This window comes from Mycetocola sp. TRD_SC_2 (genome assembly GCF_055361225.1).
This window is the reverse complement of sequence record NZ_CM143954.1, coordinates 1,162,431-1,186,800: the sequence shown is the minus strand read 5'-3', so window position 1 is coordinate 1,186,800 and position 24,370 is coordinate 1,162,431. Positions and strand designations below refer to the sequence as shown.

Annotated in this window: 21 protein-coding genes and 1 pseudogene; 10 read left to right on the top strand and 12 right to left on the bottom strand. The window is 61.3% G+C overall.

What is annotated here, in order from left to right; genetic code table 11:
- Nucleotides 1-49 precede the first annotated feature (49 nt).
- Nucleotides 50-1,126, top strand: a complete 1,077-nt coding sequence (locus ACWA1Q_RS05610) for a 2,3-butanediol dehydrogenase (RefSeq protein ID WP_463760195.1) — start codon at nucleotides 50-52, stop codon at nucleotides 1,124-1,126.
- A 269-nt stretch (nucleotides 1,127-1,395) separates the two neighbouring features.
- The gene (locus ACWA1Q_RS05605; RefSeq protein WP_463760193.1) at nucleotides 1,396-2,547 is read left to right on the top strand and encodes a baeRF3 domain-containing protein; all 1,152 of its coding nucleotides are present in this window, start codon (nucleotides 1,396-1,398) and stop codon (nucleotides 2,545-2,547) included.
- Between the two features lie 124 nt (nucleotides 2,548-2,671).
- On the opposite strand, the gene ACWA1Q_RS05600 is transcribed toward ACWA1Q_RS05605, so the two are convergent.
- Both ACWA1Q_RS05600 and ACWA1Q_RS05595 read right to left on the bottom strand, forming a co-directional pair.
- The gene (locus tag ACWA1Q_RS05600; protein WP_463760192.1) at nucleotides 2,672-3,709 is read right to left on the bottom strand and encodes an alpha/beta hydrolase; all 1,038 of its coding nucleotides are present in this window, start codon (nucleotides 3,707-3,709) and stop codon (nucleotides 2,672-2,674) included.
- A gap of 33 nt (nucleotides 3,710-3,742) precedes the next feature.
- Nucleotides 3,743-3,976 carry a hypothetical protein gene (locus tag ACWA1Q_RS05595; RefSeq protein WP_463760189.1) on the bottom strand — a complete coding sequence of 78 codons (234 nt, stop codon included), beginning with the start codon at nucleotides 3,974-3,976 and terminating at the stop codon, nucleotides 3,743-3,745.
- A gap of 37 nt (nucleotides 3,977-4,013) precedes the next feature.
- On the opposite strand from ACWA1Q_RS05595, the gene ACWA1Q_RS05590 reads away from it, so the two are divergent.
- Both ACWA1Q_RS05590 and ACWA1Q_RS05585 read left to right on the top strand, forming a co-directional pair.
- Complete coding sequence (locus ACWA1Q_RS05590; RefSeq protein ID WP_463760188.1) at nucleotides 4,014-4,454, top strand: alcohol dehydrogenase catalytic domain-containing protein; 441 nt, start codon at nucleotides 4,014-4,016, stop codon at nucleotides 4,452-4,454.
- Entirely contained in the window at nucleotides 4,423-5,061 is a 639-nt protein-coding gene (locus ACWA1Q_RS05585; protein ID WP_463760186.1) for a DUF4260 family protein, read from the top strand. Before ACWA1Q_RS05590 ends, ACWA1Q_RS05585 begins: the two co-directional genes overlap by 32 nt.
- Here ACWA1Q_RS05585 and ACWA1Q_RS05580 read toward each other — a convergent pair.
- Nucleotides 4,984-5,583, bottom strand: coding sequence for a TetR/AcrR family transcriptional regulator (locus ACWA1Q_RS05580; RefSeq protein WP_463760185.1), 600 nt, complete (start codon nucleotides 5,581-5,583; stop codon nucleotides 4,984-4,986). The two genes, ACWA1Q_RS05585 and ACWA1Q_RS05580, sit on opposite strands and share 78 nt — an antisense overlap.
- Nucleotides 5,584-5,700: 117 nt before the next feature.
- On the opposite strand from ACWA1Q_RS05580, the gene ACWA1Q_RS05575 reads away from it, so the two are divergent.
- Nucleotides 5,701-6,645, top strand: coding sequence for an alpha/beta hydrolase family protein (locus tag ACWA1Q_RS05575; RefSeq protein WP_463760182.1), 945 nt, complete (start codon nucleotides 5,701-5,703; stop codon nucleotides 6,643-6,645).
- Between the two features lie 285 nt (nucleotides 6,646-6,930).
- Here the strand turns inward: ACWA1Q_RS05575 and ACWA1Q_RS05570 are convergent, their stop codons facing one another.
- From ACWA1Q_RS05570 to ACWA1Q_RS05560, 3 genes are all read right to left on the bottom strand, one after another.
- The gene (locus ACWA1Q_RS05570; protein WP_463760181.1) at nucleotides 6,931-7,602 is read right to left on the bottom strand and encodes an arsenate reductase ArsC; all 672 of its coding nucleotides are present in this window, start codon (nucleotides 7,600-7,602) and stop codon (nucleotides 6,931-6,933) included.
- An 8-nt stretch (nucleotides 7,603-7,610) separates the two neighbouring features.
- The gene (locus ACWA1Q_RS05565; protein ID WP_463760179.1) at nucleotides 7,611-8,021 is read right to left on the bottom strand and encodes an arsenate reductase ArsC; all 411 of its coding nucleotides are present in this window, start codon (nucleotides 8,019-8,021) and stop codon (nucleotides 7,611-7,613) included.
- 74 nt (nucleotides 8,022-8,095) lie between these two features.
- Nucleotides 8,096-8,995: a metalloregulator ArsR/SmtB family transcription factor gene (locus ACWA1Q_RS05560; protein WP_463760177.1), complete on the bottom strand. Its 900-nt coding sequence runs from the start codon at nucleotides 8,993-8,995 to the stop codon at nucleotides 8,096-8,098.
- A gap of 29 nt (nucleotides 8,996-9,024) precedes the next feature.
- Here ACWA1Q_RS05560 and ACWA1Q_RS05555 point away from each other — a divergent pair, with 29 nt between their 5' ends.
- Entirely contained in the window at nucleotides 9,025-9,753 is a 729-nt protein-coding gene (locus ACWA1Q_RS05555; RefSeq protein WP_463760176.1) for an aquaporin, read from the top strand.
- Nucleotides 9,754-9,796: 43 nt separating this feature from the next.
- Here the strand turns inward: ACWA1Q_RS05555 and ACWA1Q_RS05550 are convergent, their stop codons facing one another.
- From ACWA1Q_RS05550 to ACWA1Q_RS05535, 4 genes are all read right to left on the bottom strand, one after another.
- A complete protein-coding gene (locus ACWA1Q_RS05550; protein WP_463760780.1) occupies nucleotides 9,797-10,684 on the bottom strand; it encodes a DMT family transporter in 888 nt (295 codons plus the stop codon).
- 50 nt (nucleotides 10,685-10,734) lie between these two features.
- Nucleotides 10,735-11,115, bottom strand: coding sequence for a DUF1622 domain-containing protein (locus ACWA1Q_RS05545; RefSeq protein WP_463760175.1), 381 nt, complete (start codon nucleotides 11,113-11,115; stop codon nucleotides 10,735-10,737).
- 524 nt (nucleotides 11,116-11,639) lie between these two features.
- Nucleotides 11,640-12,194: a DEAD/DEAH box helicase family protein gene (locus ACWA1Q_RS05540; RefSeq protein ID WP_463760173.1), complete on the bottom strand. Its 555-nt coding sequence runs from the start codon at nucleotides 12,192-12,194 to the stop codon at nucleotides 11,640-11,642.
- Nucleotides 12,195-13,315: 1,121 nt separating this feature from the next.
- Nucleotides 13,316-14,578: a hypothetical protein gene (locus ACWA1Q_RS05535; protein WP_463760172.1), complete on the bottom strand. Its 1,263-nt coding sequence runs from the start codon at nucleotides 14,576-14,578 to the stop codon at nucleotides 13,316-13,318.
- Between the two features lie 237 nt (nucleotides 14,579-14,815).
- Here ACWA1Q_RS05535 and ACWA1Q_RS05530 point away from each other — a divergent pair, with 237 nt between their 5' ends.
- From ACWA1Q_RS05530 to ACWA1Q_RS05515, 4 genes are all read left to right on the top strand, one after another.
- Nucleotides 14,816-16,600 carry an ATP-dependent nuclease gene (locus ACWA1Q_RS05530; protein ID WP_463760170.1) on the top strand — a complete coding sequence of 595 codons (1,785 nt, stop codon included), beginning with the start codon at nucleotides 14,816-14,818 and terminating at the stop codon, nucleotides 16,598-16,600.
- Nucleotides 16,578-18,317, top strand: a complete 1,740-nt coding sequence (locus ACWA1Q_RS05525) for a UvrD-helicase domain-containing protein (protein WP_463760169.1) — start codon at nucleotides 16,578-16,580, stop codon at nucleotides 18,315-18,317. The genes ACWA1Q_RS05530 and ACWA1Q_RS05525 overlap by 23 nt, the downstream gene beginning before the upstream one ends.
- 757 nt (nucleotides 18,318-19,074) lie before the next feature.
- Nucleotides 19,075-19,275 carry a hypothetical protein gene (locus tag ACWA1Q_RS05520; protein WP_463760167.1) on the top strand — a complete coding sequence of 67 codons (201 nt, stop codon included), beginning with the start codon at nucleotides 19,075-19,077 and terminating at the stop codon, nucleotides 19,273-19,275.
- Nucleotides 19,276-19,369: 94 nt separating this feature from the next.
- The gene (locus tag ACWA1Q_RS05515; RefSeq protein WP_463760166.1) at nucleotides 19,370-20,338 is read left to right on the top strand and encodes an ImmA/IrrE family metallo-endopeptidase; all 969 of its coding nucleotides are present in this window, start codon (nucleotides 19,370-19,372) and stop codon (nucleotides 20,336-20,338) included.
- A 414-nt stretch (nucleotides 20,339-20,752) separates the two neighbouring features.
- On the opposite strand, the gene ACWA1Q_RS05510 is transcribed toward ACWA1Q_RS05515, so the two are convergent.
- Both ACWA1Q_RS05510 and mobF read right to left on the bottom strand, forming a co-directional pair.
- The gene (locus tag ACWA1Q_RS05510) at nucleotides 20,753-21,892 is read right to left on the bottom strand and encodes a hypothetical protein (protein ID WP_463760165.1); all 1,140 of its coding nucleotides are present in this window, start codon (nucleotides 21,890-21,892) and stop codon (nucleotides 20,753-20,755) included.
- A gap of 245 nt (nucleotides 21,893-22,137) precedes the next feature.
- Nucleotides 22,138-24,234 (bottom strand): annotated as a pseudogene (gene mobF, locus ACWA1Q_RS05505) (MobF family relaxase); the annotation flags it as partial.
- Between the last annotated feature and the right edge of the window lie 136 nt (nucleotides 24,235-24,370).

Below are 24,370 nucleotides of genomic sequence, written 5' to 3'. Positions count from 1 at the left end.
CAAGGTCGATAGGCTGGCGCTCAATCGTCTCTACTGAAGGAGGTCCGCCATGAAAGCTGCGCGATACTACGACCAGAAAGACATCCGGATCGAGGACATCCCGGAGCCCGAACTCACCTCAGGAACGGTTGCTATCGACGTCGCCTGGTGTGGCATCTGCGGCACCGATCTGCACGAGTATCTCGAGGGACCGATCTTCATCCCGCCCAAAGGGTCACCGCATCCCATCTCTGGAGAAGAAGCGCCCGTGACCATGGGGCATGAGTTCTCCGGCACGATCACCGGCCTCGGTGAAGGAGTCGACGACCTCGAGGTCGGGCAGAACGTGGTGGTCGAGCCGTACATCATCCACGACGACGTCGAAGTCGGGCCCGGCCACGACTATCAGTTGTCCAAGGACATGAACTTCATCGGTCTTGGCGGCCGGGGTGGCGGTCTTTCCGAGAAGATCGTCGTCGAACGGCGGTGGGTTCACCCCGTCGGTGACATTCCGCTGGACGAGGCGGCCCTGATCGAACCGTTGTCGGTCGGGCACCACGCTTTCGTACGGAGTGGAGCTCAATCCGGTGACATCGCCATCGTCGGCGGGGCGGGACCCATCGGTTTGCTGACCGCCGCCGTGCTCAAGGCTTCGGGCTTGACCGTTTACATTTCTGAACTCAGCGAGGCCCGCAAGAAGATGGCCCGGGAGACGGGAGTTGCCGAGGACGTCTTCGACCCGCGGGAGGGTGACGTGGCCGAGAAAGTCCGCGAACTCACCGGCGGCAAGGGTGCGGATGTCGGTTTCGAGTGCAGTTCCGTCCCGGCTGTGCTCGACATGCTCCTGGACGCGGTCCGGCCCGGTGGCGTCATCGTCAACGTCTCCATCTGGGGCCATAAACCAGAAGTGAACATGCCGGCCCTCGTGCTCAAGGAGATCGACCTCCGCGGCACCATCGGATACGCCAATGATCACCCCGCCACGATCAAACTGGTCCAGGACGGCAAGGTCGACCTGGCACCGTTCATCACGGCCAAAATTCCCTTGGATGACCTCGTCTCAGAAGGCTTCGATCAACTCATCAACAACAATGAACAGCACGTCAAGATACTCGTGAATCCGGACCCGGGTTTCTCAGCGAGTTAGCGTGGGCTTCACCAAGCGGTTGGTGAACCGACTCCCGGCCTCTCTTGTGTTTACAGGGAGGCTGGCGGTTCGTTGTGTTGTTGTGGACGCCCAACCCTTGAGCCCATAGAAGCACCGGCGACCATCCAGCGTTTGCACCGGTGGATTGGGCAAGCTGGAGGAGCACATAACCGACCGACGAACAGGAGGAAAGAGCTCAGAGCGAAGGACCACGCTGGACCGCTTGACGACGAGCGGCATCAAAGACCCTCTGTGAAAGGAGCCCCGGATTGTTCACACAAACCGATCTCGACCGACTGATGACGAAGAAGCCAGCTACGGCGGTTTCTCTCTTCATGCCGACGCACGCTACGGGGAAGGAGGTACGGCAGGATCCGATTCGCTTGAAGAATCTCTTATCCGATGCGCAGGTCAAACTGATGGCAGCCGGGGTGTCCGAAGCAGATGCTGACGCCATTCTCGCCCCTGCCACGGCGATTCTCCGCGACAACGACTTCTGGCAGCACCAAAGCTCAGGGTTGGCTCTGTTCATCGATCACGAAGAGACAACACATCACCGCGTTCCGCTTGATCTTGACGAAGCCGTCATTGTTGGGGCGCGGTTTCACATCAGGCCGCTGCTCCCCCTCCTCGCTGCCGACGACCAGTTCTCCGTCCTCACTTTGACGGCCGACGCCGCTAAATTGTTCCGCGCCTCCCGTTTCGATCTGACCGAGGATTCCACGGTCGACTTCCCCGAGAACGGACAGTTCGAGAACGATTACGAAAATCCGGTACAGGCGAGCCCGCCGGCACGCCCCAACGTCGGGACGGCGAACATCTCGAACGCTCAGGTGTATGGCGACAGTCCTCCCGAATTCCGGAAGGCTCGTCTGCTGGACTTCGTCGCCGGTGTGGCCAAGGCGACGGAACAACATCTTGCCGCCTCACAGCAGCCCGTGGTGTTGGTCGCGGATGCCGAGACCGGCGGACATTTCCAGCAGGCCACCGGCCTGGGGTCGCGTCTGGCCGGGGTGGTGGAAACCAATCCGAACGCGCTGGATGCGTCCGAGCTCCACGGTGTCTCCTACGCAAAGGTGAAGGATCGCCTGGACAGTGAGCGTCGGGAAGCACTGAGCAAGGCCGCAGAACTATTGGGGCGCGGCGACGAAACCGCCACGAGTTCCGTCACGGACATTGTGCGCGCGGCGCATCAGGGACGAGTCGGTACCCTCATCCTTCACGACGACGGCGCGCCGGTTTGGGGGCGTTACGACAGCGAAACAGATGAGCTCGAAACCGGCGTGGATTCCGAACTCCCGGCAGATGACCTCCTGGGCGTCGCAGCGCTGGCCACCTTCCAGAACGGCGGAACCGTTCATGTTGCGTCGGCGGCAGAGCTACCGGACGAAGCGCAGGCGGTAGCCCTCCTCCGTTATTAACTGCTTCAGCCGCGCACCGCACTTCAATCCAGTACGTTACCTCGGTGTCCCCGCAGGAGCGGCCGGACCTCCGGAAGAAGCGCCATCGTGCTTGCGTGAAGGCGTCCGCCTGCTGCGGCCCGAGTCACCATGCATCGGAGACTCCGGCGTGCCATCTCGAGCCGGTGACGTCCCGGAGGAACGCCACCTGCTCGATCATCGCCTGCTGTGCCTGTGGCGCGTCCAACGCAAGCTGGTACTCGTGCCCGACCGAGTCTGGTGTCGTCGCCGGGTCAAAGAACAGAGTCGTGACATCGACTTGTGCTTCCTGCAATGCGGCTACCCATTCCTTATTCTGAACAAGCAGCGGATCGGAAGGACCCGTCGAGACGAAGGTGGGCGGATAGTCGCCGGTCACGTGCTGGGGCAGCGCCGCATACAGGAACCTGTCGTCGTCGAGGAATGATTTCACCCCTGAGTAGGACCACATCACCGTGCGCATGAAGAACCCGAACAGCTCGTTGTCGTAGTTAACTGTCGTGGGATCGTACGGGCCGCTGAACAGAACTGTACCGACCAGCTGCTCGGGTGCGATAGCCGTCGGCAGACCTGACTCCGCCGCGTAGCGCGGTTGGGCTATCGCCATCGCTGTCTGCGCAGCGATATGCGCACCGGCCGAATCCCCCGCGAGCACGATCTTCTGGGAATCCACGTGGAACTCGTCCGCGTGCGCCACGACGTGCGCGATCGCGTCATCAACCTGCGTGATAGGGCCAGGATAGGTGGCCTCGGGGGCGTGGGTGTACTCCACGCTGACGACGGTGAAACCGTGTGACGCCAGGACCTTGAGATAGTTGCGCAGCGGCTCTTTCTCGCCGGCGATGAAGGCCCCTCCGTGCACCCAAAATACGACGGGCAGCGCCGGATCGGCGTCGTCCGGGCGGAAGACATCCAGCCGCCCTTCAGCCGAGTTGTCGTCGTACACGACATCAAGATCGGCGTGGATGCCGTCGGGCACGTACTTCCCCGCGGCCTCCGCATTCTCGAGTCCCGCCGGGTCAGGCGCTGCGCGCAGCAACCAGACGCTCGGCCACGGGCTCACATTCCAGAAAATCACGCCTGCGACGAGGAGGACGGCAAGGCCGCCACCGATCCATGCGAAAATCCGCCACGCTTTCTTCACCACATCAGCCCTTTCGCGTCACGGATGATTCTGTCACGGCAGCAGCATTCCGAATGCCTGGTTCCTCGGCTCGCACGGCAGCTCGCTGAACCCGAGCCGGGCAGGGTACTCCCGGGCGTATGGCACGCTCGCCGACCCGCGACTGTCCGCGTAGCGGAGCAGAAGGTCCTGTGGGGCGTCTGTGCCACCACCTGTTCCGTGGCCGCGCGACGGCCACCATTCGTCACGGAACCACTTCGCGAAGGCGTCGGTGTCTGCCGTTGCCACGATGTAGCCGAGAGCCACCCCGGAGGTGCGGGTACGAGTGCACGCAACCGCCATCAACCCGCTCGACTTACAGATCCGTCGCGGAGATTGCCCGGACTGCGTCCCCCTCCCGGCGATCATCGGACACGACGTCTCCGGAGTCATCGAGGAGGTCGGATCTCATGTGACCGAGTTCCGCCCCGGTGACGAGGTCTACTACACACCCAAGATCTTCGGCGGCCCCGGCTCGTACGCAGAGCAGCATGTCGCCGACGTCGATCTCGTCGGCCGGAAGCCGAAGAACATCACCCACCTCGAGGCGGCTAGCCTGACGCTCGTCGGGGAAACAGTGTGGGAGGCTCTGGTCACGAGAGCCCAACTCACCGTCGGAGAGACCATCCTCGTCCACGGCGGAGCTGGGGGTCGGGACTATTGCCATCCAGGTCGCGAAAGCGATGGGCGTGCGAGTGATCACCACCGCACGAGCCGTCGACCATGAGTTCGTACGCACGCTCGGAGCCGATGAGGCTATCGACTTCACATCCGCCCCGTTCGGGCAAGGTTACGTGGGCATCCAGCGGCTCGAAAACGGCGCTATCGCGGCCGCCATTGTGCTCGCCGTCATCGCCGCGGGGCAGCCGTGGTGGTGGCTGGCTGCAGCCTTCCTCGTCTTCGATCTCTCCGCCCTTGGTTATGCGAGCGGCCCACGCATGGGGGCGCTCCTCTACAACGCCGTGCACAACTACAGCGCACCGGCGATCCTGCTGGCGATCTACGCAGGCTTCACCCTCGGCGGTCAGGACCTCCCATGGCTCGCGCTTACCGCCGCCTGCTGGGCGTTCCATGTCGCCGTCGATCGAGCGCTCGGCTACGGACGACTTCGCACACACCCACCTCGGTCGAATCGGGCGCCGCTCAAGTTAGGTCTTACATTCAGCTGGAGGACGGGCACTGTCTGGGTTACCGTTCCCCCGCCATTTTTTTGCGCGTTCCCGGCCGTACGCCGCCCAACGTACAACGGGGCTGGGTCAGCCAACACCTTGGCTGAGTACCCCAGTGATCAGGAGCTGCACAAGATCGTCGGCCTTGTAGTTCGGATCATGTGAGGCACCGATGCAGAGGTTCCCAATGCCTCTAAGAACGTTGTACCCATCGGTCGGCGGAGCAACACCAGATGATTCGCTTGCTGCTTCCAGGAGAGTTCCGCACACCGGTACGAGACGCCCGACAAAGTAGGCATGCAAAGCGTCAGATTCCGCACTGTTTCCGTGCAGCGCTCCTGCGAGCCCATGCTTGGTGACGAGGAACTTAACGAACAAGGCCACCCACGCTCGTAATGCTGCCTCGGGGGTCGCGCTCTCGGCAAGGAGACGCGGACCTGCCTCTGCGCATGCCTCGACCTGGTGCCGGTACACCGCCACCACGAGTTCCGGGCGTGTCGGAAAATGACGATAGATCGTCCCCACACCAACGCCAGCCTTCTCTGCAATCTGTCTCACAGGAGCATCGACGCCGGACGCCACGAACACTGCTGCTGCAGCGTCAAGGAGAGCCTGCTGACTCGCACGGGGGCGACCTACATGCGGAGAGCCCCGGTCGAGCTGCTGTTCTCCTCCGAGGTCGGTCATGTGCTCATCCTCACTATCGTTGTCACACTCTTGCATAACGGAACGACGTTCCGTATTCTTTTGGAACAGCGCTCCGATAACTAGTATCGCAAAGTGCGCCCTTCGGAAGGAACCCTCATGACCTCATCACTTGTCCACACCCTGAACAACATCGTGAAAGACGGTGATCCGGTGATCTCCGTCGCCCCCATTCAGCTGTCCGCCCCGGATCGACCGGTTCCGCTCGAAGTTCGAATCTCTGCCCCGGTGAAAGGCGCGAACCTTCCCGTCGTGTTGTTCTCCCATGGCAATGGATGGAACCTCGACGGGTACGCACCCCTCACAACGTTCTGGGCTTCCCGCGGATTCGTGGTGATCCAGCCCACGCACCTGGACTCGCGCCGGAACGGATACGGATTCGACGACCCGATTTTCCCGAAGATCTGGACCGAGCGGATCGCGGACCTCACGCGCATCCTCGACCAACTCGACACCATCGAGGCAGCGGTGCCGGGGCTGGCTGGCCGTATCGACCATAGCCGTGTTGCTGCCACCGGTCACTCGTGGGGTGCGCAGACAGCGCAGTCACTCCTCGGTGCGCGCATCTTCGACGACGCAGGCCAGGTCGGTGAGAGCATGTCCGACAGTCGCATCACGGCAGGCATCCTGTTTGCCGCAACCGGTCTCGGTGGCGATGACCTGCATCCGTTCGCGCAGGCGAACTTCCCGTTCATGCGTCCGTCGTTCCGTGAGCTTGCCACGCCGACCCTGGTCATCGCTGGCGACCGTGACCAGTCCAAGATGTCGAGCCGCGGACCTGACTGGTTCACCGACGCCTACACGCATAGCCCCGGCGCCACTGACCTCCTGAGCTTCTACGGAGCGGAGCACGCGCTCGGCGGGATCGTCGGATATGAAGTCGCCGAGACCACCGACGAGAACCCAGAACGAGTTGCCGTCATCCAACGGATGAGTACGGCCTACCTTTGGACCGCTCTGCACGTCGATGAGACCAGTTGGCCCGCCGCCCGCGCCGCATTCGGGAATGACACAAGCCCGATCGGGCGCTCCGACAGCAAATAACAGGCGCAGTTCACGCCGGAGGTCGGGAAGGTACTTCTTGTGTCCGGTCCCGTGCAAACGAAACCTCCGAGCCCTCCAAAGGATTCTCCCCATGCCCGCCGAATGTAATTGAGCACGGCTTCACTAGCGCGCGGTCTGAGGTTGGGTGTGCATCACGACGGAGCTACAAACGGGAACGGTTTAGGCGTCGATGAGAAACGACACCGGCAATCGTTTGAGCGCCGTCTGACGAACGTTGTGTGTCCGGCGAGACCGCCCTGACGACAGCGACGTTGCCGATTCCGGTCACGCTGGGATGTCCTTCGGTTTCACCCCGAGGTCCTCGAGCATGGATTCGACCTGTGCGCGGATCTCGTTCCGGACACGACGCACTTCTTCGAGCGGCAGGTCAGCCGGGTCGGTGAGACCCCAGTCGAGGTAGCGCTTGCCTGGGTACACCGGGCAGGCGTCGCCGCAACCCATGGTGACGACGACATCCGCTGCCTGAACGACATCGTCGGTGAGCGGTTTGGGAAAGGCCTCGCTGAGATCCAGCCCGATTTCGTTCATCGCCTGAACGACAGCCGGGTTCAGCTCGTGGGCCGGCGCGGAACCGGCGGAGCGCACGTGTACTGCGCCGTCCAATAGTGCGCTGGTGAGGGCCGCGGCCATCTGTGACCGGCCGGCGTTCTGCTCACACACGAACAGAACCTCTGGTACCGGGCTATCCAGGCTGCCTTTGGCCTGGGCGAGGGCCGTGAGCCTGTCGGTGGCGAATCGGATGGTGTTGCTGGTCAATTGTGCTCTGACCGTTGCCGTCCGCAGGAGCGCCGTGTAGGACTCGAGGACGTACCGTTCCACTGTCTCGGCACCGAACACGCCGGCGAATTTCTGGGAGAGGTCACCGGCCAGCCGCCTCAGGTATTCCTCGGGATAGGCCAGTCCAGGCAGTCCTCTTCGTGAGCTCAGGTCAGTCATGATCGGCGTCAAACTTTCGCGGGCAGAAGCTCGGCGAGTAGCCCCTGGATGCGAGCCTTGATGTCGTCGCGGATCGACCGGACGTCGTCGATGCTCTTGCCCTTGGGGTCGACAAGCTCCCAGTCCTCGTAGCGTTTGCCTGGGAATATCGGGCAGACATCGCCGCAGCCCATGGTGATCACGACGTCGGATTCGCGGACTTGGTCGGTGGTCATCAGCTGGGGTACTGCGTGAGAGATGTCGATGCCTTCTTCGGCCATGGCCTGAATCGCCATCGGGTTGATCTGATCACCCGGCTCGGATCCGCCGGAGCGCACTTCCACGGAACCGCCGGAGAGTGCGCGCATGTAGCCCGCAGCCATCTGGGATCGGCCCGCGTTGTGGACGCAGACAAAGAGAACGGTGGGTTTGATGGACATCAGGATCCTCACTCTCGGTTACTTCGAAGTATAGACAGCCATCTATTGGTTTCGGGTGGAGCGAAGACGAGAGTTCACTCGGTGTTCACACGCAGCGATGTCAGCAGATCCCGAACCCGGACTTCGATGTCGTCGCGAATCTCCCGTACCCGTGCCAGCGGAAGTCCGACCGGATCTTCCAGATCCCAGTCCAGGTAGCGCCGCCCCGGGTAGACGGGGCAGGCGTCGCCGCAGCCCATGGTGATGACGACATCGGCGGCCCGAACCACGTCGTCGGTGAGAGGCTTCGGAAACTCGCCGCCGATCGGCACACCAATCTCATCAAGAGCGGTAACAATGATCGACCGGACGGCACTGGCGGGTGCGGATCCGGCCGTGCGCACATGCACACGCTCACCGGCCAGATGACGAAGGATGCCCGCAGCCATCTGGGAGCGCCCAGCGTTCTGGACACATACGAACAGCACCTCCGGCACGCCGGCTCCGGGCGGGAGATCAACCGCGGCCAGCGCAGACAGCCTATCTGCGGCGAAACGAGACGTCAGCGAAGGCAGAAATCGCGTTATTCCGGCTTGCTCCGCTAACAGATCGTAGCTCTCACGCACGTAGCGGTCGACCGTCTCCGTCGCAAAGGTGCCGACGAAGCGGGCAGCCAGATCCTCGGAGATACGATCGAGCACTCCATCCGCCGGTGCGGCACTCACGTCGGACTGCAGCACCTCGGCAATCCGGTCCGACTGATCAGGACTGATCGAATACCAGACGTTTCGACCCTCAGGCTCCCGTGAAAGCAAGCCCCCATCAAAGAGAGCCTTGACGTGGTGGCTCACCGTCGGCTGCCGCAGTTCAAGCTCCGCGGCCAGCTTGCCAACGAGGACCCTCCCGTCCGCATCTTCCAGAATGAGCGACATGATGCGCGCCCGAGTTCGGTCCGCGAGAAGTCGAAGCTCGTTAGTCGATCCAGCAATACCCATAGATGGCAGCCTATGCGTATGCTTAGCCGGTGACCACAGCCCTCCCAGCGATCATCCGTCGAGTGTCCGCAGAATTCGTCGGTTCGGCTTCCCTCTCCACCATCGTCGTTGGCTCGGGCATCGCCGCCACTAACCTCACCGGCGATGTCGCCCTTCAACTCCTCATCAACGCAATAGCGACTGCTTTTGGCCTGTTCGTACTGATCACCGTCCTCGGGCCACTGAGCGGCGCCCACTTCAATCCCCTGGTGTCGGCCGTTGACTACGCGCTCGGGCTCCGCAGCTTCCGGGATATCGGACCTTACGTTCTCGCCCAGGTTGTTGGCTGCATCGCTGGAAGCATCCTGGCCAACGCGATGTTCGAACTCCCCCTTGTCGCCTGGGGCTCCACCGATCGCGCGACAGCAGGACACCTCCTGGCGGAAGTCGTCGCCACCGCAGGGCTGATCTTCGTCATCTTCGCCCTGGCCCGCACCGGCCGAGCTCACTTCGCCGCCGCCGTCGTTGCGACCTACATCGGCGCCGCTTACTTCTTCACCAGCTCTACCAGCTTCGCCAACCCCGCCATCACCGTTGGCCGCATGTTTTCCGACAGCTTCGCTGGCATCGCACCAACATCTGTCCTCCCCTATCTGGGTGCACAAACGATCGGCGCCATGCTTGGATTCGCTGCGGTGAAGCTCCTCACCCCTTCACGCCCTCGCCCAACGGCTGGCCGAGTCGCAGCGAAGCCCCAATCGGATGTTGCCACCGCCTAAGCAACGGACCGGGCGCTACAAAGAGCGTCTGAGAGAGCTTCTTTCAGGCGACGGACGTTCTTTTGAGCCGAACACGTACCGCGATCCACGCGCAGACAATCACGGCAAGACCGCCAAGGACTGTGGACCAGGTGAGCTGCTCGCGCAGAATCAACGCCGCCCATCCGATACTCAACACGGGTTGAATAAGTTGTACTTGACTCACCCGGGCCATTGGCCCAATCGCAAGGCCTCGATACCAAGCAAAAAAGCCAAGGAACATACTCACCACGCTGAGATACATGAACGCGGCCCACTCGGCTGGCGTCCCGACAGGAGGCTGCTGGATGATCGAGACCACAGTCAGGCCGAACATCAGCGGTGATGCCAATACCAACGCCCATGAAACGGTCTGCCAAGCTCCAAGCTCGCGGGCAAGAAGACCGCCCTCGGCGTATCCGACAGCAGCGGCTATGACGGCACCAAGCAGGAGCATATCCGGCGCGTGTAACTCAGCTACGCCGCCGCCCTCCAACGAGGCGAACACAATGGTCACTATCGCGCCGACTCCAGCCATGATCCAGAACGGTATCGGTGGACGTTCATGGCCGCGAACTGCGGCCATGACGGCTGTCGCCGCTGGAAGCAACGCAACCACGACGGCTCCGTGACTGGCAGGCGCGGTGACCATAGCAAACGAAACCAGAAGCGGAAAGCCAACGACAATCCCACCGGCGACGACCGCGAGCCGCGCCCACTGGCTTCCGCGAGGAAGGGGCTGCCTTGTCAACGTGAGGGCGGCAGCAGCAAGCACAGCAGCAAGAACTGCGCGGGCTGAACCAATAAACAACGGCGAGAGACCAACCACAGCCACACGGGTGAAAGGGACGGTGAAAGAAAACGCGACCACACCGAGCAGACCCCAGAGAAGGCCCGCCGGAGACGCCGAAATCGCTCGCGCCTGCTTCTGGGTAGCGCTGTGGCCTGTTGGCGTGTCACCGGTCAACGTTCGTCTCCGTCTCTGACCGAACTACTGCCAGGCTCTCGCTGATCCTTCTGCCACGGCCATCGTCCCGTGATCTCAAGCTCCAGCGACCACCCGAGGAAGGTTCGGATAAGAACGATCACGGCAAGCACCGCCACGCTCTCGATGGTAGGCCCGACGGCTACGGTCCGAATAATGTCTGCGGCGACGAGAAGCTCCAAGCCAAGCAGGATGGAACGTCCCAGGAACCGTCTGAATCCCCCGTACGCGTCGGTCTGCCGAGCCACGATTCGTTTGACAGCCAGCACCGCCGCCAGCAAGGCACCGACGACAATCGCCACCACGCCCGCCGCGTCAACCGCTTTCCCCGCTGCCTCGACCCAATCGTGAAAATTCATGAGGTTCCTCTCAAGCCTGTGGGCCAGCCGACCTTAGTGCTGATCTCATTCTCCCCTCATACTGGTCGGGGTTCGGATGCGTTGCCTCGTCGCAACTCGACTTGGTGATCGGCGCGGTATGAGGCTCGATATGGACGAAGTCCGCCGGTCGACTCAGGCTCAAACTGCAATTGTGTTCGATCCCCTGTCCCGGGCGTCAGGGAAACGAACCCTCAGTCAGCTCAACGCTTCGACTTTGTCGTGACAGTTGCGCTCGGTTCGACACCAAGGCCGGCTGACGGGAGGCACGAGAGCAAGAGGTTGGCTCACGTGCGGGGAACGTGCCAGACTTTCGCCCTGAGCCCGACCCCCCGCCCATCGACTCACGGGACTCGGAGATCCCGAAGTCCTTCGATCTGCGCGCACGACGCCTCACAGAGTGCTGCGCCTGCCCGGTTGATTGCCGGGATCACGTTCTATGACTTGGCGAGATTCGTGAATTCTTCGTGTCCTTGGGCCCGTTCTCGCCTCCGTGAGCCGCGCATTTATGGGCTCCGTCGTTGGTTTATTGTGGCTTCCAGCGCGGAAAGTCGTGTTTGTCTGTCGCCGACAATTTCAACCGTTCGGGTCTGGCTGCCGAGCAGGTCTGGGTCGTCGCTGAGTTCGAGCAGGGTGTCGTTCATGGTCGCGCGCAGATGAAGGTCCTCCTCTGGGTGAACCCAGATCTGATCGGTGGAGTTCAGCGGCAACAGCACCAGCAGATCGACGTTCCGCATTGCGGTTTCCGACAGGGCAGAAGCTTGGTGGAGGACCTCCTGGGACAGCCGGCCGCCCCGTAAGCTCTCCCAGCTGATGAGGTAGGCCAGGAAGTCCAGGGGGCCGCGTTCGGCAATCACATCCGTGTCAGGCTCAACTTCTTGAAGCCGCTGCGCGCTGATAGCCAACTGGGCAAGAAACGACGAAGCGTCTGGCTGGTCGTGGAAGGCGTCGAGCAGCTCGAACGGGTCTGGCAGGTGGGCGAACTCGGGGTGTGCTGCGCAGAAGTCGGCGATGAGGGTGCTTTTCCCGCTGGCGTGGGTTCCCGAGACAACGATTCGCATAGCTTCGGACTTTATCCGAATCGTCCTGTATTTCACGCCCGTTATCGAGGCGGGGCCTTTGCCGTGCGCCCGCAAGTCGTGGCCCGTGGAGGTCGCGTGCCTAGGAGGGACGCCAGCTCGTAGACGTCCATCAGGGATTCAAGAACCCCAATCGTGGATGTTCATACCCAACAGGTGTCAGCGACGATCCGGACGATCTGAAGAGACCGAAACCGACCTCAGCACCCCGGACGATGAGGCCGGCTCAGCGGTCCGAACGGGGTGAAAGTCATCACGTAGTGATGACTCAATCGAATCCCTACCAGAGAAGTCCCACCTTGAGTTTCTGGGTCGTTCGTGTGAGCTGACAGGATTTGAACCCGCGACCCCTTGTAAGGAAATAACCTAAACTCGGGTCTTACCGAAAATCTCCGAAAACTGGCGGATTTCCTTGTGTTTACAGGGAACCGGGCGGTTCACTGCCTCCGATTGTACTCGGTCAATTCGGGTCAGATGAAATTGAATTTGATGACTAAATGATGACCATTTGAACCCCTTTTGGTAGCACTCCGAGCCCTCCAAAAGATTCTCCGCATGCCCGCTGCATGTGCTCGAGCATGGCTGTGCTGGCGCTCGGTCTGCGGTCTACTTCGCATCAAGACGGAGCCACAAACGGATAGCGATTTGGGGCGTCGATAAGAAATGACACCGGCAAATAGTGGCAGATCCCGCTCGTGGAGACCATCGAGCGGGCGAGGAAGTACGTCGTGTCCGCCGAAGGCTGCCTCCACTTGGGTCGCGTCGTCTCCGCGACGACGCCTGGGACCGGGATGTCGGCACGGCGTTGAGGACACCGCCGAATGCGCTTCCCCGCGCCATAACCAACATCCCAGCCGAAGACGACCCAACGATGAACGAGCTGACTCCGGTTCAGTCCCGGTCGCTTGGGGTCGCTCATGGGTAACCTGATGGGTAAAAGATAGACATTCCGGTAACCCAGATCGAAAGAACGCTCGGTCATGCACGCGACGCTGGACCACCGTCACTTCAGTTAGCCACTAACGTTCGGCTCGAGGCATGGACCGAGTACGTCTGCTTTGCGCAAGGTGAAGGGAGAGATAGCTGACCGAGACCTCAACGCGTTAGTCGTCGCCGCTCAAGTAGCGCTTCCCCGCGACGATGTAGGCGTGGATCTGATGCGCCGAGGTAGTGATCGACCCCTCGCCTCGACGTCGGACGATACTGAAAAACGCGCCCTCGACCTTGCCCTCGGCGATCGCGCCGTGGACAAGGTACGGCTGCATTTCGCTCGGCTGTTTGGGGAGGTAGATCGCGAGCACGCTGTCGGTCGCCGTGACAGGGAACTTCTCGATGACGAGCCCATCGACGGGCGGCACGATTCGGGCGTCAAGCAACTCGTTGATCTGCGCGATGTTCAGGACAGAGTCGGCGACCGGAGTCAGGCTGCCGATCGTGTTTCCGCCGCCAGCCGCCTCCCGGTAGCCGACGACCATTATCGCGTTCACGTCTCCGTTGGCGAAGCGCGCGACATCCTGAGCCAGCTCGATCTTCGCCTTCCTTCCTGTGTCCCCGGGGGCTGAGACGGGGTGCATCTGGGCCTTGACCTCGAGGTATTCCGACTCCTTCTCTCCGAGTAGCACGTTGAAGTGCTCCGCCCTCAGAAGGTTGAGGACCCCAGTCGCATCCAGTGGCCCGCTGCGTGTTGCCTTAAGGAAATCCGCGATCGCCGCTGCGCCCTCGATGAGCGTCGCCAAAGTGTGCGTGTCGTCGGTCCCGACGTAGACATTCACGTCGTGTGCGCTTGCCGCGATGTTCGCATCGGTATCAGCGCGAAACTGTGCGGCCCACTCTTCATCTGCGGGCCAGGTGTCGAGGAGCTCCTCTGGCGGCGTGCCGCCCGGCAGCACGAGCTTTACGTCTTCGATCCGGCACTTGTATGCAGCGGCGATACGCGAGAGCGTCGCCTTCATCTCTAGTTGCGTCTGCGTGGGCCGTGTTGGGTAGCGCTGCGAAACGACCGCAACTACCGCGTTGTCCTCGATGTCGATCTTGTAGCGCTCATCGATATCCAACACGTCTTCATCGATTGGCGGGGCGCTGCGATCAACATAGAGTGTCGACCCATACGAATTTCCCTCGATTGCTCGGCCGAGGCTGCCCACGTTTACCCCACAGAGCTGCGCCTCCGCAGCGATGAGCGGACCATGCTTGATCCGTTCAATTCGCCACTGGCCCTTCTTGATCCCGAAGTCTCGCGACTTGGTCCGGTTCTCGTCGTCCTCGAGCTCCGCTGGTAGGAGGCGGACCTCATTGCCTTCCTCGTCGTAGGCGATGACGTAGACGTCAGCGCCCTCCGGCTGCGGGACATTGTCAGGGGTGGTCATGGGAACTAGTCAATCTCAGCGGGGATGATGGAATCTACCTAGGCGTGAGCTGAATCCGCACCGAACAGTCGCCACCAAGACTCCAGGGGACTGGCTATCCGGCTCGAGGCCCCACTTCGGGGCCGGCAACAACTCGCGTGCGAGTCGACGCCTTAGCGCCGCAAATGTCTGAAAGCATGCAAATGCTAACGAGCGCGCATTCTTTATTCGCGTGCCCATAACCGAAGGCGGCTTCCTATGTACCTTGCTCGGATTAAGGTCGAGAACTTTCGCGGCATCTCCGCGACAGACGTCGCGCTAGAAGGGAACACCGTTCTCTTGGGCGACAACAATTCGGGCAAGTCAACCTTGTTGGAGGCAGTGGAGCTTGCCATCGGCGCTGACCGGCTGTCGCGTCGACCGGTAATCGACGAGCACGACTTCTACGGAGGTGCGTACCTCGACAAAGAGATCCGGGTTGAGGTGATGCTCGTCGACCTCGACGACGAGCTTGTATCCCGGTTCCGCAACAACCTCGAGTATTGGGATGTTTCGAGCGGCACCCTGTTCGAGTCTCTACCGAGCCCTGATTCAGATGCGCTTCTTTGCGTGCGCATCCGATTCATCGGGCGATACGACGCCGACGACGACGATTTTGAAGGGCGAACCTGGTTCTGCAGCCCAGAGGACGAATCAGGTCAGCCAACTCAGGAAGCGAAGTCGGTTGATAAGCGCGAGTTCGGGTTCCTTCTGCTCCGAGCCCTTAGGACCGGCACGAGGGCCATGTCCATGGAGCGAGGGTCCCTGCTCGATTTAGTACTTCGTGCATTCGAGGTTGAAGTACAGATGTGGGAGAACCTCCTCGGCAAACTTCGGGAAGTACCAGTTGCCGGCGACGAGAACCCCGAATTTGGCCATGTGCTCGCGAGTATTGACAACGCGATGAAACAGATCGTCGCCGCTGAATGGGCCGACGCGCCGCATCTACGGGTCTCGGAGCTCACGCGCGATGATTTACGTCGAGTTCTACGTTCGTTCATGGCGACGGGGGCGCCAGGATATGCCGCGCCGTTCAACCATCAGGGCTCGGGCACGATCAACTCTCTGGTCATCGCGATGCTGACTCTGATTGCGGAAAAGCGCAAGGGTCGAGTGATTTTCGCGATGGAGGAGCCTGAGATTTCCATCCCGCCCACATCGCAGAAGCGTGTCGCCGACCTCATTGTCGGCCTCGGCGGCCAGGCGATCTTTACAACGCACTCTCCTTATGTGCTCGAAGAGTTTGAGCCCGAGCAAATGACCGTTATCTCCCGAGAGCACAGCACAGGTCGAATGACCAGCTCCCGTGTCGAGCTACCGGCCTCGCTCAGAATCAAAGCGTTCCGAACCGGGATCCGTACGCGCTTTTGCGAGGCACTCCTCGCCCGCCGCGTACTCATTGCCGAAGGCGACACGGAGGCCGTGTCATACGCTGCGCTCGCCAAGACTTCAGCTCGGAAGAACCCGACTCGCTTCGCGCGGCTAGACACGCGCGGGTGGGCGATTTTCGACGCACAAGGCGAGACCAACGTTGCAGGCTTCGCGAAGTTCTTCAGCGGACTCGGAAAGCAGGTCGCATCGGTGTTCGATGAGCAGCCGACCGAACGGCGAGACGAGATCGAGGCGAACTCGCACCTGACTTTCGAACAGCCTTACACCGGCTTCGAAGCACTTGTGCTCGCCGAAGTGCCGGTCCCCGCCCAACGGAGCTACATCCGAACTCTGATCGACGGCGGCGGCTGGCCGCTGCACGTCAAGGTGCCGGACGAGGAATCGGACGCCGCCTATGCGAAGGCGCTCCGGAAGCTTCTTGAGAAGGGCAAGGGCGACCGCTACGCGGCCGACCTCGTGGCAGGACTCGATGAAGCGGATTTCCCGCCCACGATGGTGGGAGTCCTCGACGGGCTGAAGGCGGCCAGCGAGCCCATCGCGGAGAGTATCACGACCGCCGATGAAAGCGCGGCGACTACGGACACGGGTGATGACTCCTACACCCGAGCCTGACGAAGCCTATGAGCTCGCGGTGGCGCCCTTGCTTGAGGCCCAAAGGCACGCGATGGTCGTCGGAAGCGCCGGATGCGGAAAGACCACCGTTGCCCTGCGAAAGGCAGCCCTCGCGATCGACAGCGGACTGGGAAACCGTCATGGGCGAGTTCTGTTTTTGAGTTTCGCCAACGCGACCGTCGACAGAGTCGGCGAGCATGCAACCAGCCAGCTCGCGACGGAACACCGCGACCGACTGGAGGTGGGGACGTATCACAGCTTCGCCTGGTCCATATTGCGGAGCCACGGGTATCTTCTCGGCGCGCCGCGAGGCGTCAAGATTATGTCGCAAGCAGAGCAGAACTCGTTCCGATCGCACGTCCAGGACCCCGGGGCGGATATTAAGGCTGAGTTTCGGCGCCAGTTCGAGGCCTTCGGCCACGTCAGTTTCGACGACTTCGCCGGGTTCGCGAACGAGATTCTGACAGGCAGCTTATCGCTCCTGAAGGCCTATACCTCGGCGTACCCGCTGATCGTTCTCGATGAGTTTCAAGACACCACTGACGACCAGTGGGCCCTTGTTAGGACCCTTGGACAGTTTTCCCAGTTGATTGCCCTCGGCGACCCCGACCAGCGAATCTATGATTTCGTCGAGGGTGCCAGCGACTCCCGATTCGAGGACTTCGAAGCTGCATTCGCTCCCCAAAAAATTGATCTGTCGGCATGGAACTGGCGAAGCCCTGGGAGCTCCATCACCCGCTTCGGGCGCGATGTCCTGCGAGGCCGCCTAGAACCTCCATACCAGGAGATTGACGTCAAGACGAGCGGGTTCCCGCCACTCGTGACCCTGAAAGCGGCTGTGCTCCAGTCGATGAGGCGACTTAGAACTGATGGAAGCGGGACGATTGCAATACTCACGCCGACCAACGCGCTGTCTGCGCGCGTCTACGACTTCATCAGCGAAGCTCAGCAGAGTCCTCAGTTCCCAGCTCTCCGAATTGATATCCATGCGGGCAAAGAGGAAGGCTACGCGGCACTAATCTTCATCGCATCCATGCTTCAGCTCCGGGAGGACGATGATGACCGTGACGCCGTTGCCTGCGAAGCAATGGCGCACTACTTGCGGACGAAGTCAACGAAGCTAGCGGCCACTTCTCTCAGCCTCGCTCACAGGCTTGAGGGATACGCAACCAAGCTCCGCAACGGCGTCGCCATCAACGTCAAGATCGTTAGGTCGCTACGCGCCGTAGTCGATGGGTCACTCGCAAACGCCAGGACAGGGCACGTCTACGGCGATTACCTTGCAGTCGTCACCCTGCTAGGCGAGTCGGAAGCCGCAGAGATCACCCCGATGGCGGGCGCCGCGCGAATGCTCAACTTGGTGACCCGCGGCTCCGAGATTGAAACGACGTTGGCCGAGGCATGGCGCATGCACAACTCCTACGCAAATGCGAGCACGATCATGCGTGATGCAGTGTTGCAATATCAGCTGACCAGCAGCAAACGGGGTAGTCGCGACCTCATAGTCATGACTGTGCACCGCGCCAAAGGTCGCGAATTCGACGAAGTCATTGTCTACGAGGAGCGATATACGCCGTTGCTGAAGTTAAATGCCACCCAGCGAGACGTCGAATCCGCGCGCTATGCCCTCAACGTCGCTGTCACCCGCGCGAAGCGGCGTGCGACGATCATCACGCCCGGAAACGCAATCTCTGCGCTGCTCGCCCCCAGCAGATAGTTCAATGCCAAAGATCGAATAGTCATTCCCGAATAGCCGGTCAAGCGCTTCGCGATCAGCTCGGGCGACAACTCGTTGCCCCGTGTCGGCCTGCCGCCCAGCCGCCGGTGCAGCTTGGTTGTGTTTTCTACCGACGCATTGACCCACGCTGTCATCGTTGGTGCCGCTCGGTTGCCGGCGTCCAAGCACCATGTACAGATGCCAGAGTCGAACGGATCGAAGCTGCGGTCGGCAGTTGCGTGAATTACAACCACATTTGTGGTACCGTTGCACGCAACCGGAATGGAGCACGATGTCGAACGTCGCAACTATCAGTCCCGCCCGAGAGTCGGAAGACGAGCAACGCCTCAACGCGTTCGGCCTCTCTACGACGCTTTTCCACACCGCTCTGACTCCGGGAACGAGCAAAGCTCGAAATCGAAGTGCCCTTGCCCTTCGCAGCACTCCTGGTAACGATGTCTACCACGACACCATGGAGCAACTGGCACTGATGCTGGCGCCTCAAGGCTGGACGCTCATCGAAGTCGAGGGTCAGCCCCGGTTGCTACACCCGAAAGAGGCAATGTCGTTTACCATCGCCTCTGCGACCAATGTTGCACACTCGGACCCTCGCAGATCACCACGCACCCGGCGCAAAGGACCAGCGACTCGTCATTCTCTGGCGACCCCGACGGTTCGGGACACGCCACTATTCGACCTCCCCAGGAAGTCGTACGATGCTTCGCTCGTCGCGGCAGCGCAGTCCGCTCCATTCTGGATGCTTCTCCACGAGCGCACGCCGAGCGGCCTCAACCTGGAATTCGCCCGCCCGTCCGAGATGACGAGCGGCGATTGCGTCGTCGGATGGGCGGACACCATCGCCGTCGCAGCGCTCGAGGTAGACGGTGACCTCTCTGTCTTCAACGGTTCTGTCGATGATAGTGACGGCTACTTCGACGTCTCCGTCGAACGTCTCTAACGAAATTGGCTTCAAGTAAGAACGTAAAGATCAAGTGTTCAATCCAGCTCGGCTGAAGTTGGCGCGTCAGCGCCTGGGGCTCAGCCTTACCAAAGTGGCCGACCAGAGCGGTGTCTCGCTTCGCTCGCTCACAAATTATGAGAACGACAACTCTCCGCCGAGCGAAGAGAACCTGCTCAAACTCGCGCGCACGCTAGCGGTTCCCCGGGGCTTCTTTGAGCGAGAGTCCGTTGATCAGGTACCTGTCGAAAGTGCCAGTTTCAGAAAGCTGAGCAAGACGACGGCTTTGAAACGGGATGCTGTGCTCGCGTCGGCCTCGCTTGCTATCGAGTTTTTCCTCGTCGTCGAGTCGCGGTTCAAACTTCCATCTCCGGATATCCCGTCCTTTGACAAACTGGCGCCCGAACAGGCGGCGGAGCTCGCCCGCCACCGGTGGAACTTGGGTGATCGGCCAGTCTCCAGTATGGTTCACCTCTTGGAATCCAGAGGAGTGCGAGTGGCGGCCATCAATCATGACTACAAAGATATTGATGCGTTTTGCTTCTATCGGGACAGCACCCCCTACGTGTTTCTCAACACGTCAAAGTCGGCGGAACGTCAGCGGTTCGACGCGGCTCACGAACTCGGCCACCTCGTCCTCCACGCTGACGTCAACATGGACCCTAGTCTGTCAAAGGAGCGTGAAGCGGAAGCTAACCGTTTCGCCGCGAGCTTCCTGATGCCCCAGTCAGCTGTCCTCGCCCAGTCGATGAGAGGCGCGAGCATCGACCGCATTCTCGCCGCCCGCAGTTACTGGAGGGTCTCGGCAATGGCAATGACCCATCGTCTTCACGAGCTCCGACTTCTCTCCGACTGGCAATACCGGACGGCCTGCGTGACATTGTCGGACAACGGGTATCGCTCAACGGAGCCCGGCGGGACAATACCTGAGACCTCGCAACTCCTGAAGAAAGTGATGTTCGGCAGCGGCAAACTCAGCGTGCGGGACGCAGCCAGGGAACTGGATCTCGAGGCACCGGACATCACGCATATCGTCCAAGGGCTTGTGCCCGTAGCTGCCTGACAGACGATTGGACGAATTAATGGGTATTGGTAGGTTGACGAGAGGCACAGAAGCGAGCGCGACTCCCTTCCCGTCCTACCTGACCCGCCGAACCCGCTCAGTTCGTATCGCGCGACATCGGTATCCGGCGAGGTCTTTTTCGACGTCGAACGAACGATCGTCGTGCTCCGTGGCACCGCGCAGTCGGTGGAGCAAAACCACCATAAGAAGGTAGCGCTGGACTTTGCCTAGGCACCAAACCGCGAAAGACAGTGTCAATAATGATAGACGGTCGCCTCCAGCGGCGCAGTGGCTACTCCTATAGAACTTCCGTGTGAGCCTTGAACTTCCGTATGAGCCGCATTTCAGCTCCGCAGAAGGATTTAGCGCCGGGTTCGTCACGATCCCGGAAGGAACTTTTCCCCGACGGCTGCTCTAGCCCCTTGAGCGGAACGACCGGATTGCTTCCTCGAAGATCGACGCACGTTCTCGCGCCGGCGCACTAATTCGGCTAGTCAACGCCTCAATCTTGTCGTCACCACGCCGTTTCGCTGAGCGGAGGTAACCCACTGCGGCGAGCTGGAAAAGGGTATGAACCCCGGCAGGCGCAGGAAATTGTCGATCGCCCTGTTTGCGGGTAGATCGGTAGATAGATAACGCGCATACCAAGGTTGCAAGGACACTCTGTGTGATCAGAAGCCAACCGGCCGCACTCTCACCCGCTTCTGTCGACGCCTTCAAGTTGTTGCCAGCCAAGAGGCACGCGGCGAGGATACATGTCGCGTATAAAATTGGGGTTAAGCGGAACGACTTGGTGGTGTCGGTACTCGTTATCAGCATGATGCTGACCGGAAACGCTAGAAGTAGAAACACCGCGAAGAGAACAGCGGAGAGAGCTATCGTTGAGGCCATCCCGTAGCCCTCAGTCCAGTCGGTTGGCTGTGCATGCCAAACGACCGCTCCGGGCACAATCGTGAGCACAAGCGCCGAGATGCTCGCACCGACGTAGACCGTTCGATCACTTGGGAGCGCGCGCGACGCGTGTAGAAGACGAGCTATCCGGACGTCTTGCGCCTTCCGTTTCTCTAGCCGACGTCGTTCGAGGTGCCGTCGGGAGACCACGCGTGCCGCATCTATGCATAGTGCCGAAACTCCCACCGATATCACCATGATGGTCGTCGCATCGCCGATTTGAGCGCCTTGGCCGCGCCCGAAAACCTCATATAATGCGGTGCAACAACCACCCGTAAGCACGAGTACAGCGAATATTGCCGCTAGCCCGACGAATAGGTTCACGCGGGACCACTCGCCCTCGCTTTCCTTCCATTGCAGTCTAAGACTATGCACCGCAACCTGAAGCGCCACCGCTATCGTCGCTGCAACTCCTAGGACAGCGAAGGGATCAGTCCACCTGAACATCCGCAGGGTTTCGTCCCACCACTGATTGCTGACGGTTGATCGGTAGGAGGCAATTAGAATAATCCCGCCAAAGAGGAGAAGTGCGAGCGGCGAGACGCGCGCTGTAGCCTCGCGATAAGAATCCAGTGAGAGCTCATTCGAGGACGCTCGCGTCATGACACCCCTCTGCAGCTTCCGGACTCTGAATCAACAACAGGCACATGCCTACGGTTGGCGGTCCAACACGTTGATCGCTCTACTATCCCATCGAATACTGTGTCCGATGTTCTCGCCGAAGTCGATGGCCGACGCCTCCCGGTTACCCGCCACGTGGCGCCGCCGCCTCTACTGGCCGTCGCCGCACGCGTTAGTGCACCTCGGCAGACCGAGCGTCAGACGATTTTGGAATGGGCAGCTTCACGACCAGGGCGGATGCGGTCGTGCCCGATGTATTGATCGACGGATTCGGGGGCGCCCTGTCGCAGTCCGAGGGATGCCGTCTTCTCCCATTCTTCGGTGAAGCGGTATACGTCGACGAGCTCGGGCGCGTCAGCTCGAGTATGAACGAGTAGCGAAAACGCGCCGCCTGCGTCGACTGACTGAAGCTGGGCGTGATCGCCAACCAGGAGAACTTTTGCACCAGCGTTCGCAGCCAGTGCGGTGACCCGGTCCAGAGACAGTGTCCCTGCCAGTGACGCCTCATCGATGATCACAAGCTGACCCGAGCGGAACGTCGCTCCATGAACCAGGTGGTTCTGCCACCATTTGGCCAGGTTCTCGGTCGTGATGCCGAGATCCTCCCCCAGAACCTGGGCCGCAGCCGCCGAGGGGGCGAGCCCAACGACTGAACCCGCACCATGTGCAACCTCCCAAGCTAGGCCGAGCGCGTGCATCGCGGTCGTTTTTCCTGCGCCTGCGGGGCCCACGAGAACATCGATGACGCGACCGGAGCCAGCGATCGTCCCGAGTGCTCTCAGCTGGTCGACGGCGAGTACTCCCCCACCGGGCAGCTGCGTGCGCGCAACGGATCCCAGCGTCGCCCGTGCGACCTTCGGTCCGTTCTCATTGCTAGCGCGTTCGAGCAGCCGGGCCTCTGCGTCGAGCAACTCCGACGACGTGAACACGACGGAGTGCTTCGGGTGAAAGACTGACGTCCCATCGTCCCGCTGGAATGCCTCCGGGCTCGACGCGATCTCCGGTGGCGTGATCCTCAGCGATGCGCTTTCGGCGGCATCGACGACAAGGTCGAGGACGGCTTCGCGATCGGATGCCGACGCGAATCGGAGGTGCATCATCTGCCGCGCAGCTTCCGCCACGAGGTTCCAATGCCGCCAGGTGGACCGTTTCTCGCTAACCCCCGTCATCACACTCAACCCCAGCGAATGGACGGATGCAGGCGGCACATCCTCTGCGCGCATCACCAGCGCTGAGGAGTTGGCTGATGCGGCGCTCGCCCACGTCGTCGCATCCTGTCCCAACACAGGCTCCGCGCGTGCACGCCATTCTGCGGTGAGTTCTGTCAGCGAGCGCAGCTGCTTCGCCGGGCGTGTGGACAGCGTGGCCTGAGCGCGCAGCTTCATGATGGTGACCGGCCTGGGACGACGACCGTTCCTTCGCACATATGCTTCGATCAACTCGTCGGTCTCGACATCGATGTGTCGCGACCTCGTCGAAAACTCTGCGACAAGAGATTCCGGAACGATGCTGGTCGCCCATGCCGGGTGACGATCTCGGCCCCGCTCCCTTCTCGCCCACTGCACGCCGAGCGATCGCGTCAGCGCATCTACGAAAAGGGTCTCGTGCAGTTCGGAGAGCGCCACCACTGCCGCGTGCATCGGTCGTCCATCGAGGGAGCGCCACTTGCCGTCGAGCACGGTTTTCACCTTGTTGCTGATCACCACGTGCGTGTGCAGGTGCGGGTCGCCGGCCCGGCTGTCGAAATGGTCGAACGCCGTGGCGATCAGGCCAGTCACATCGACTTGCGCAACGGCTCCGTCGTGCGCCGTGGTTCCCGTCCGCGTCGCCGCGATCTCGCGCTCCATGAATGCGACGACCTCGGCAACTGCCGCATGATGCGCGTGCACAATCTGGGACTGTGTCGCTGCGTCCGCCACGCCCCAGAGGATGCTTGCCGACTTCGGAATCGAGAACGTGAAGTCATATCCGGCGACCGCACGCCGCCGGGCACTCCTCTCCTGGGAAATGCCGGTCGGCGCTGGATCTGTTGGGCTTTGGTACTCGGGATAGGCGCGACCGAGAGGCGAGCCGTCGACCGGGTCGCACCCCGCTCCGATCAAGCCCTGCAGGTGTGCCTCCGTGACTTCGTCGCCCTCGACGATGCGGCCCGAGCCGAGGCCAGGAACGCCGCTTCCCATCCATCGACCCGGTGGCGTTCCTTTCGCGCTGTAGTAACGGGTCAACGGCGTGGACAGCGACCGCTGCCCATCTCCAGCAGCGACTGTGCGCAGCAGGTACTTGTAGCCATTGCCAGCGCTCATCACCCGCATCGACACCGTCACCGCCCGCTCCTCCGCTATCACTTAGGAGGTGCGCCGCCTCGATCTGCAAGAGGCGTGGCAATTCGAATTCTGGGTTGGAGGCAGGCTTCGAGGCAGTCACGAGGATGACATTCCGTAGGCAGGCTGACGTAGCGCG

Coding starts and splice junctions, on each gene's coding strand:
- ACWA1Q_RS05610 (WP_463760195.1), top strand. CDS start 50: ATGAAAGCTGCGCGATACTACGACCAGAAAGACATCCGGATCGAGGAC.
- ACWA1Q_RS05580 (WP_463760185.1), bottom strand. CDS start 5,583: ATGACCGACCTCGGAGGAGAACAGCAGCTCGACCGGGGCTCTCCGCAT.
- ACWA1Q_RS05575 (WP_463760182.1), top strand. CDS start 5,701: ATGACCTCATCACTTGTCCACACCCTGAACAACATCGTGAAAGACGGT.
- ACWA1Q_RS05570 (WP_463760181.1), bottom strand. CDS start 7,602: ATGACTGACCTGAGCTCACGAAGAGGACTGCCTGGACTGGCCTATCCC.
- ACWA1Q_RS05565 (WP_463760179.1), bottom strand. CDS start 8,021: ATGTCCATCAAACCCACCGTTCTCTTTGTCTGCGTCCACAACGCGGGC.
- ACWA1Q_RS05560 (WP_463760177.1), bottom strand. CDS start 8,995: ATGGGTATTGCTGGATCGACTAACGAGCTTCGACTTCTCGCGGACCGA.
- ACWA1Q_RS05545 (WP_463760175.1), bottom strand. CDS start 11,115: ATGAATTTTCACGATTGGGTCGAGGCAGCGGGGAAAGCGGTTGACGCG.
- ACWA1Q_RS05540 (WP_463760173.1), bottom strand. CDS start 12,194: ATGCGAATCGTTGTCTCGGGAACCCACGCCAGCGGGAAAAGCACCCTC.
- ACWA1Q_RS05535 (WP_463760172.1), bottom strand. CDS start 14,578: ATGACCACCCCTGACAATGTCCCGCAGCCGGAGGGCGCTGACGTCTAC.
- ACWA1Q_RS05530 (WP_463760170.1), top strand. CDS start 14,816: ATGTACCTTGCTCGGATTAAGGTCGAGAACTTTCGCGGCATCTCCGCG.
- ACWA1Q_RS05525 (WP_463760169.1), top strand. CDS start 16,578: ATGACTCCTACACCCGAGCCTGACGAAGCCTATGAGCTCGCGGTGGCG.
- ACWA1Q_RS05520 (WP_463760167.1), top strand. CDS start 19,075: ATGCTTCTCCACGAGCGCACGCCGAGCGGCCTCAACCTGGAATTCGCC.
- ACWA1Q_RS05510 (WP_463760165.1), bottom strand. CDS start 21,892: ATGACGCGAGCGTCCTCGAATGAGCTCTCACTGGATTCTTATCGCGAG.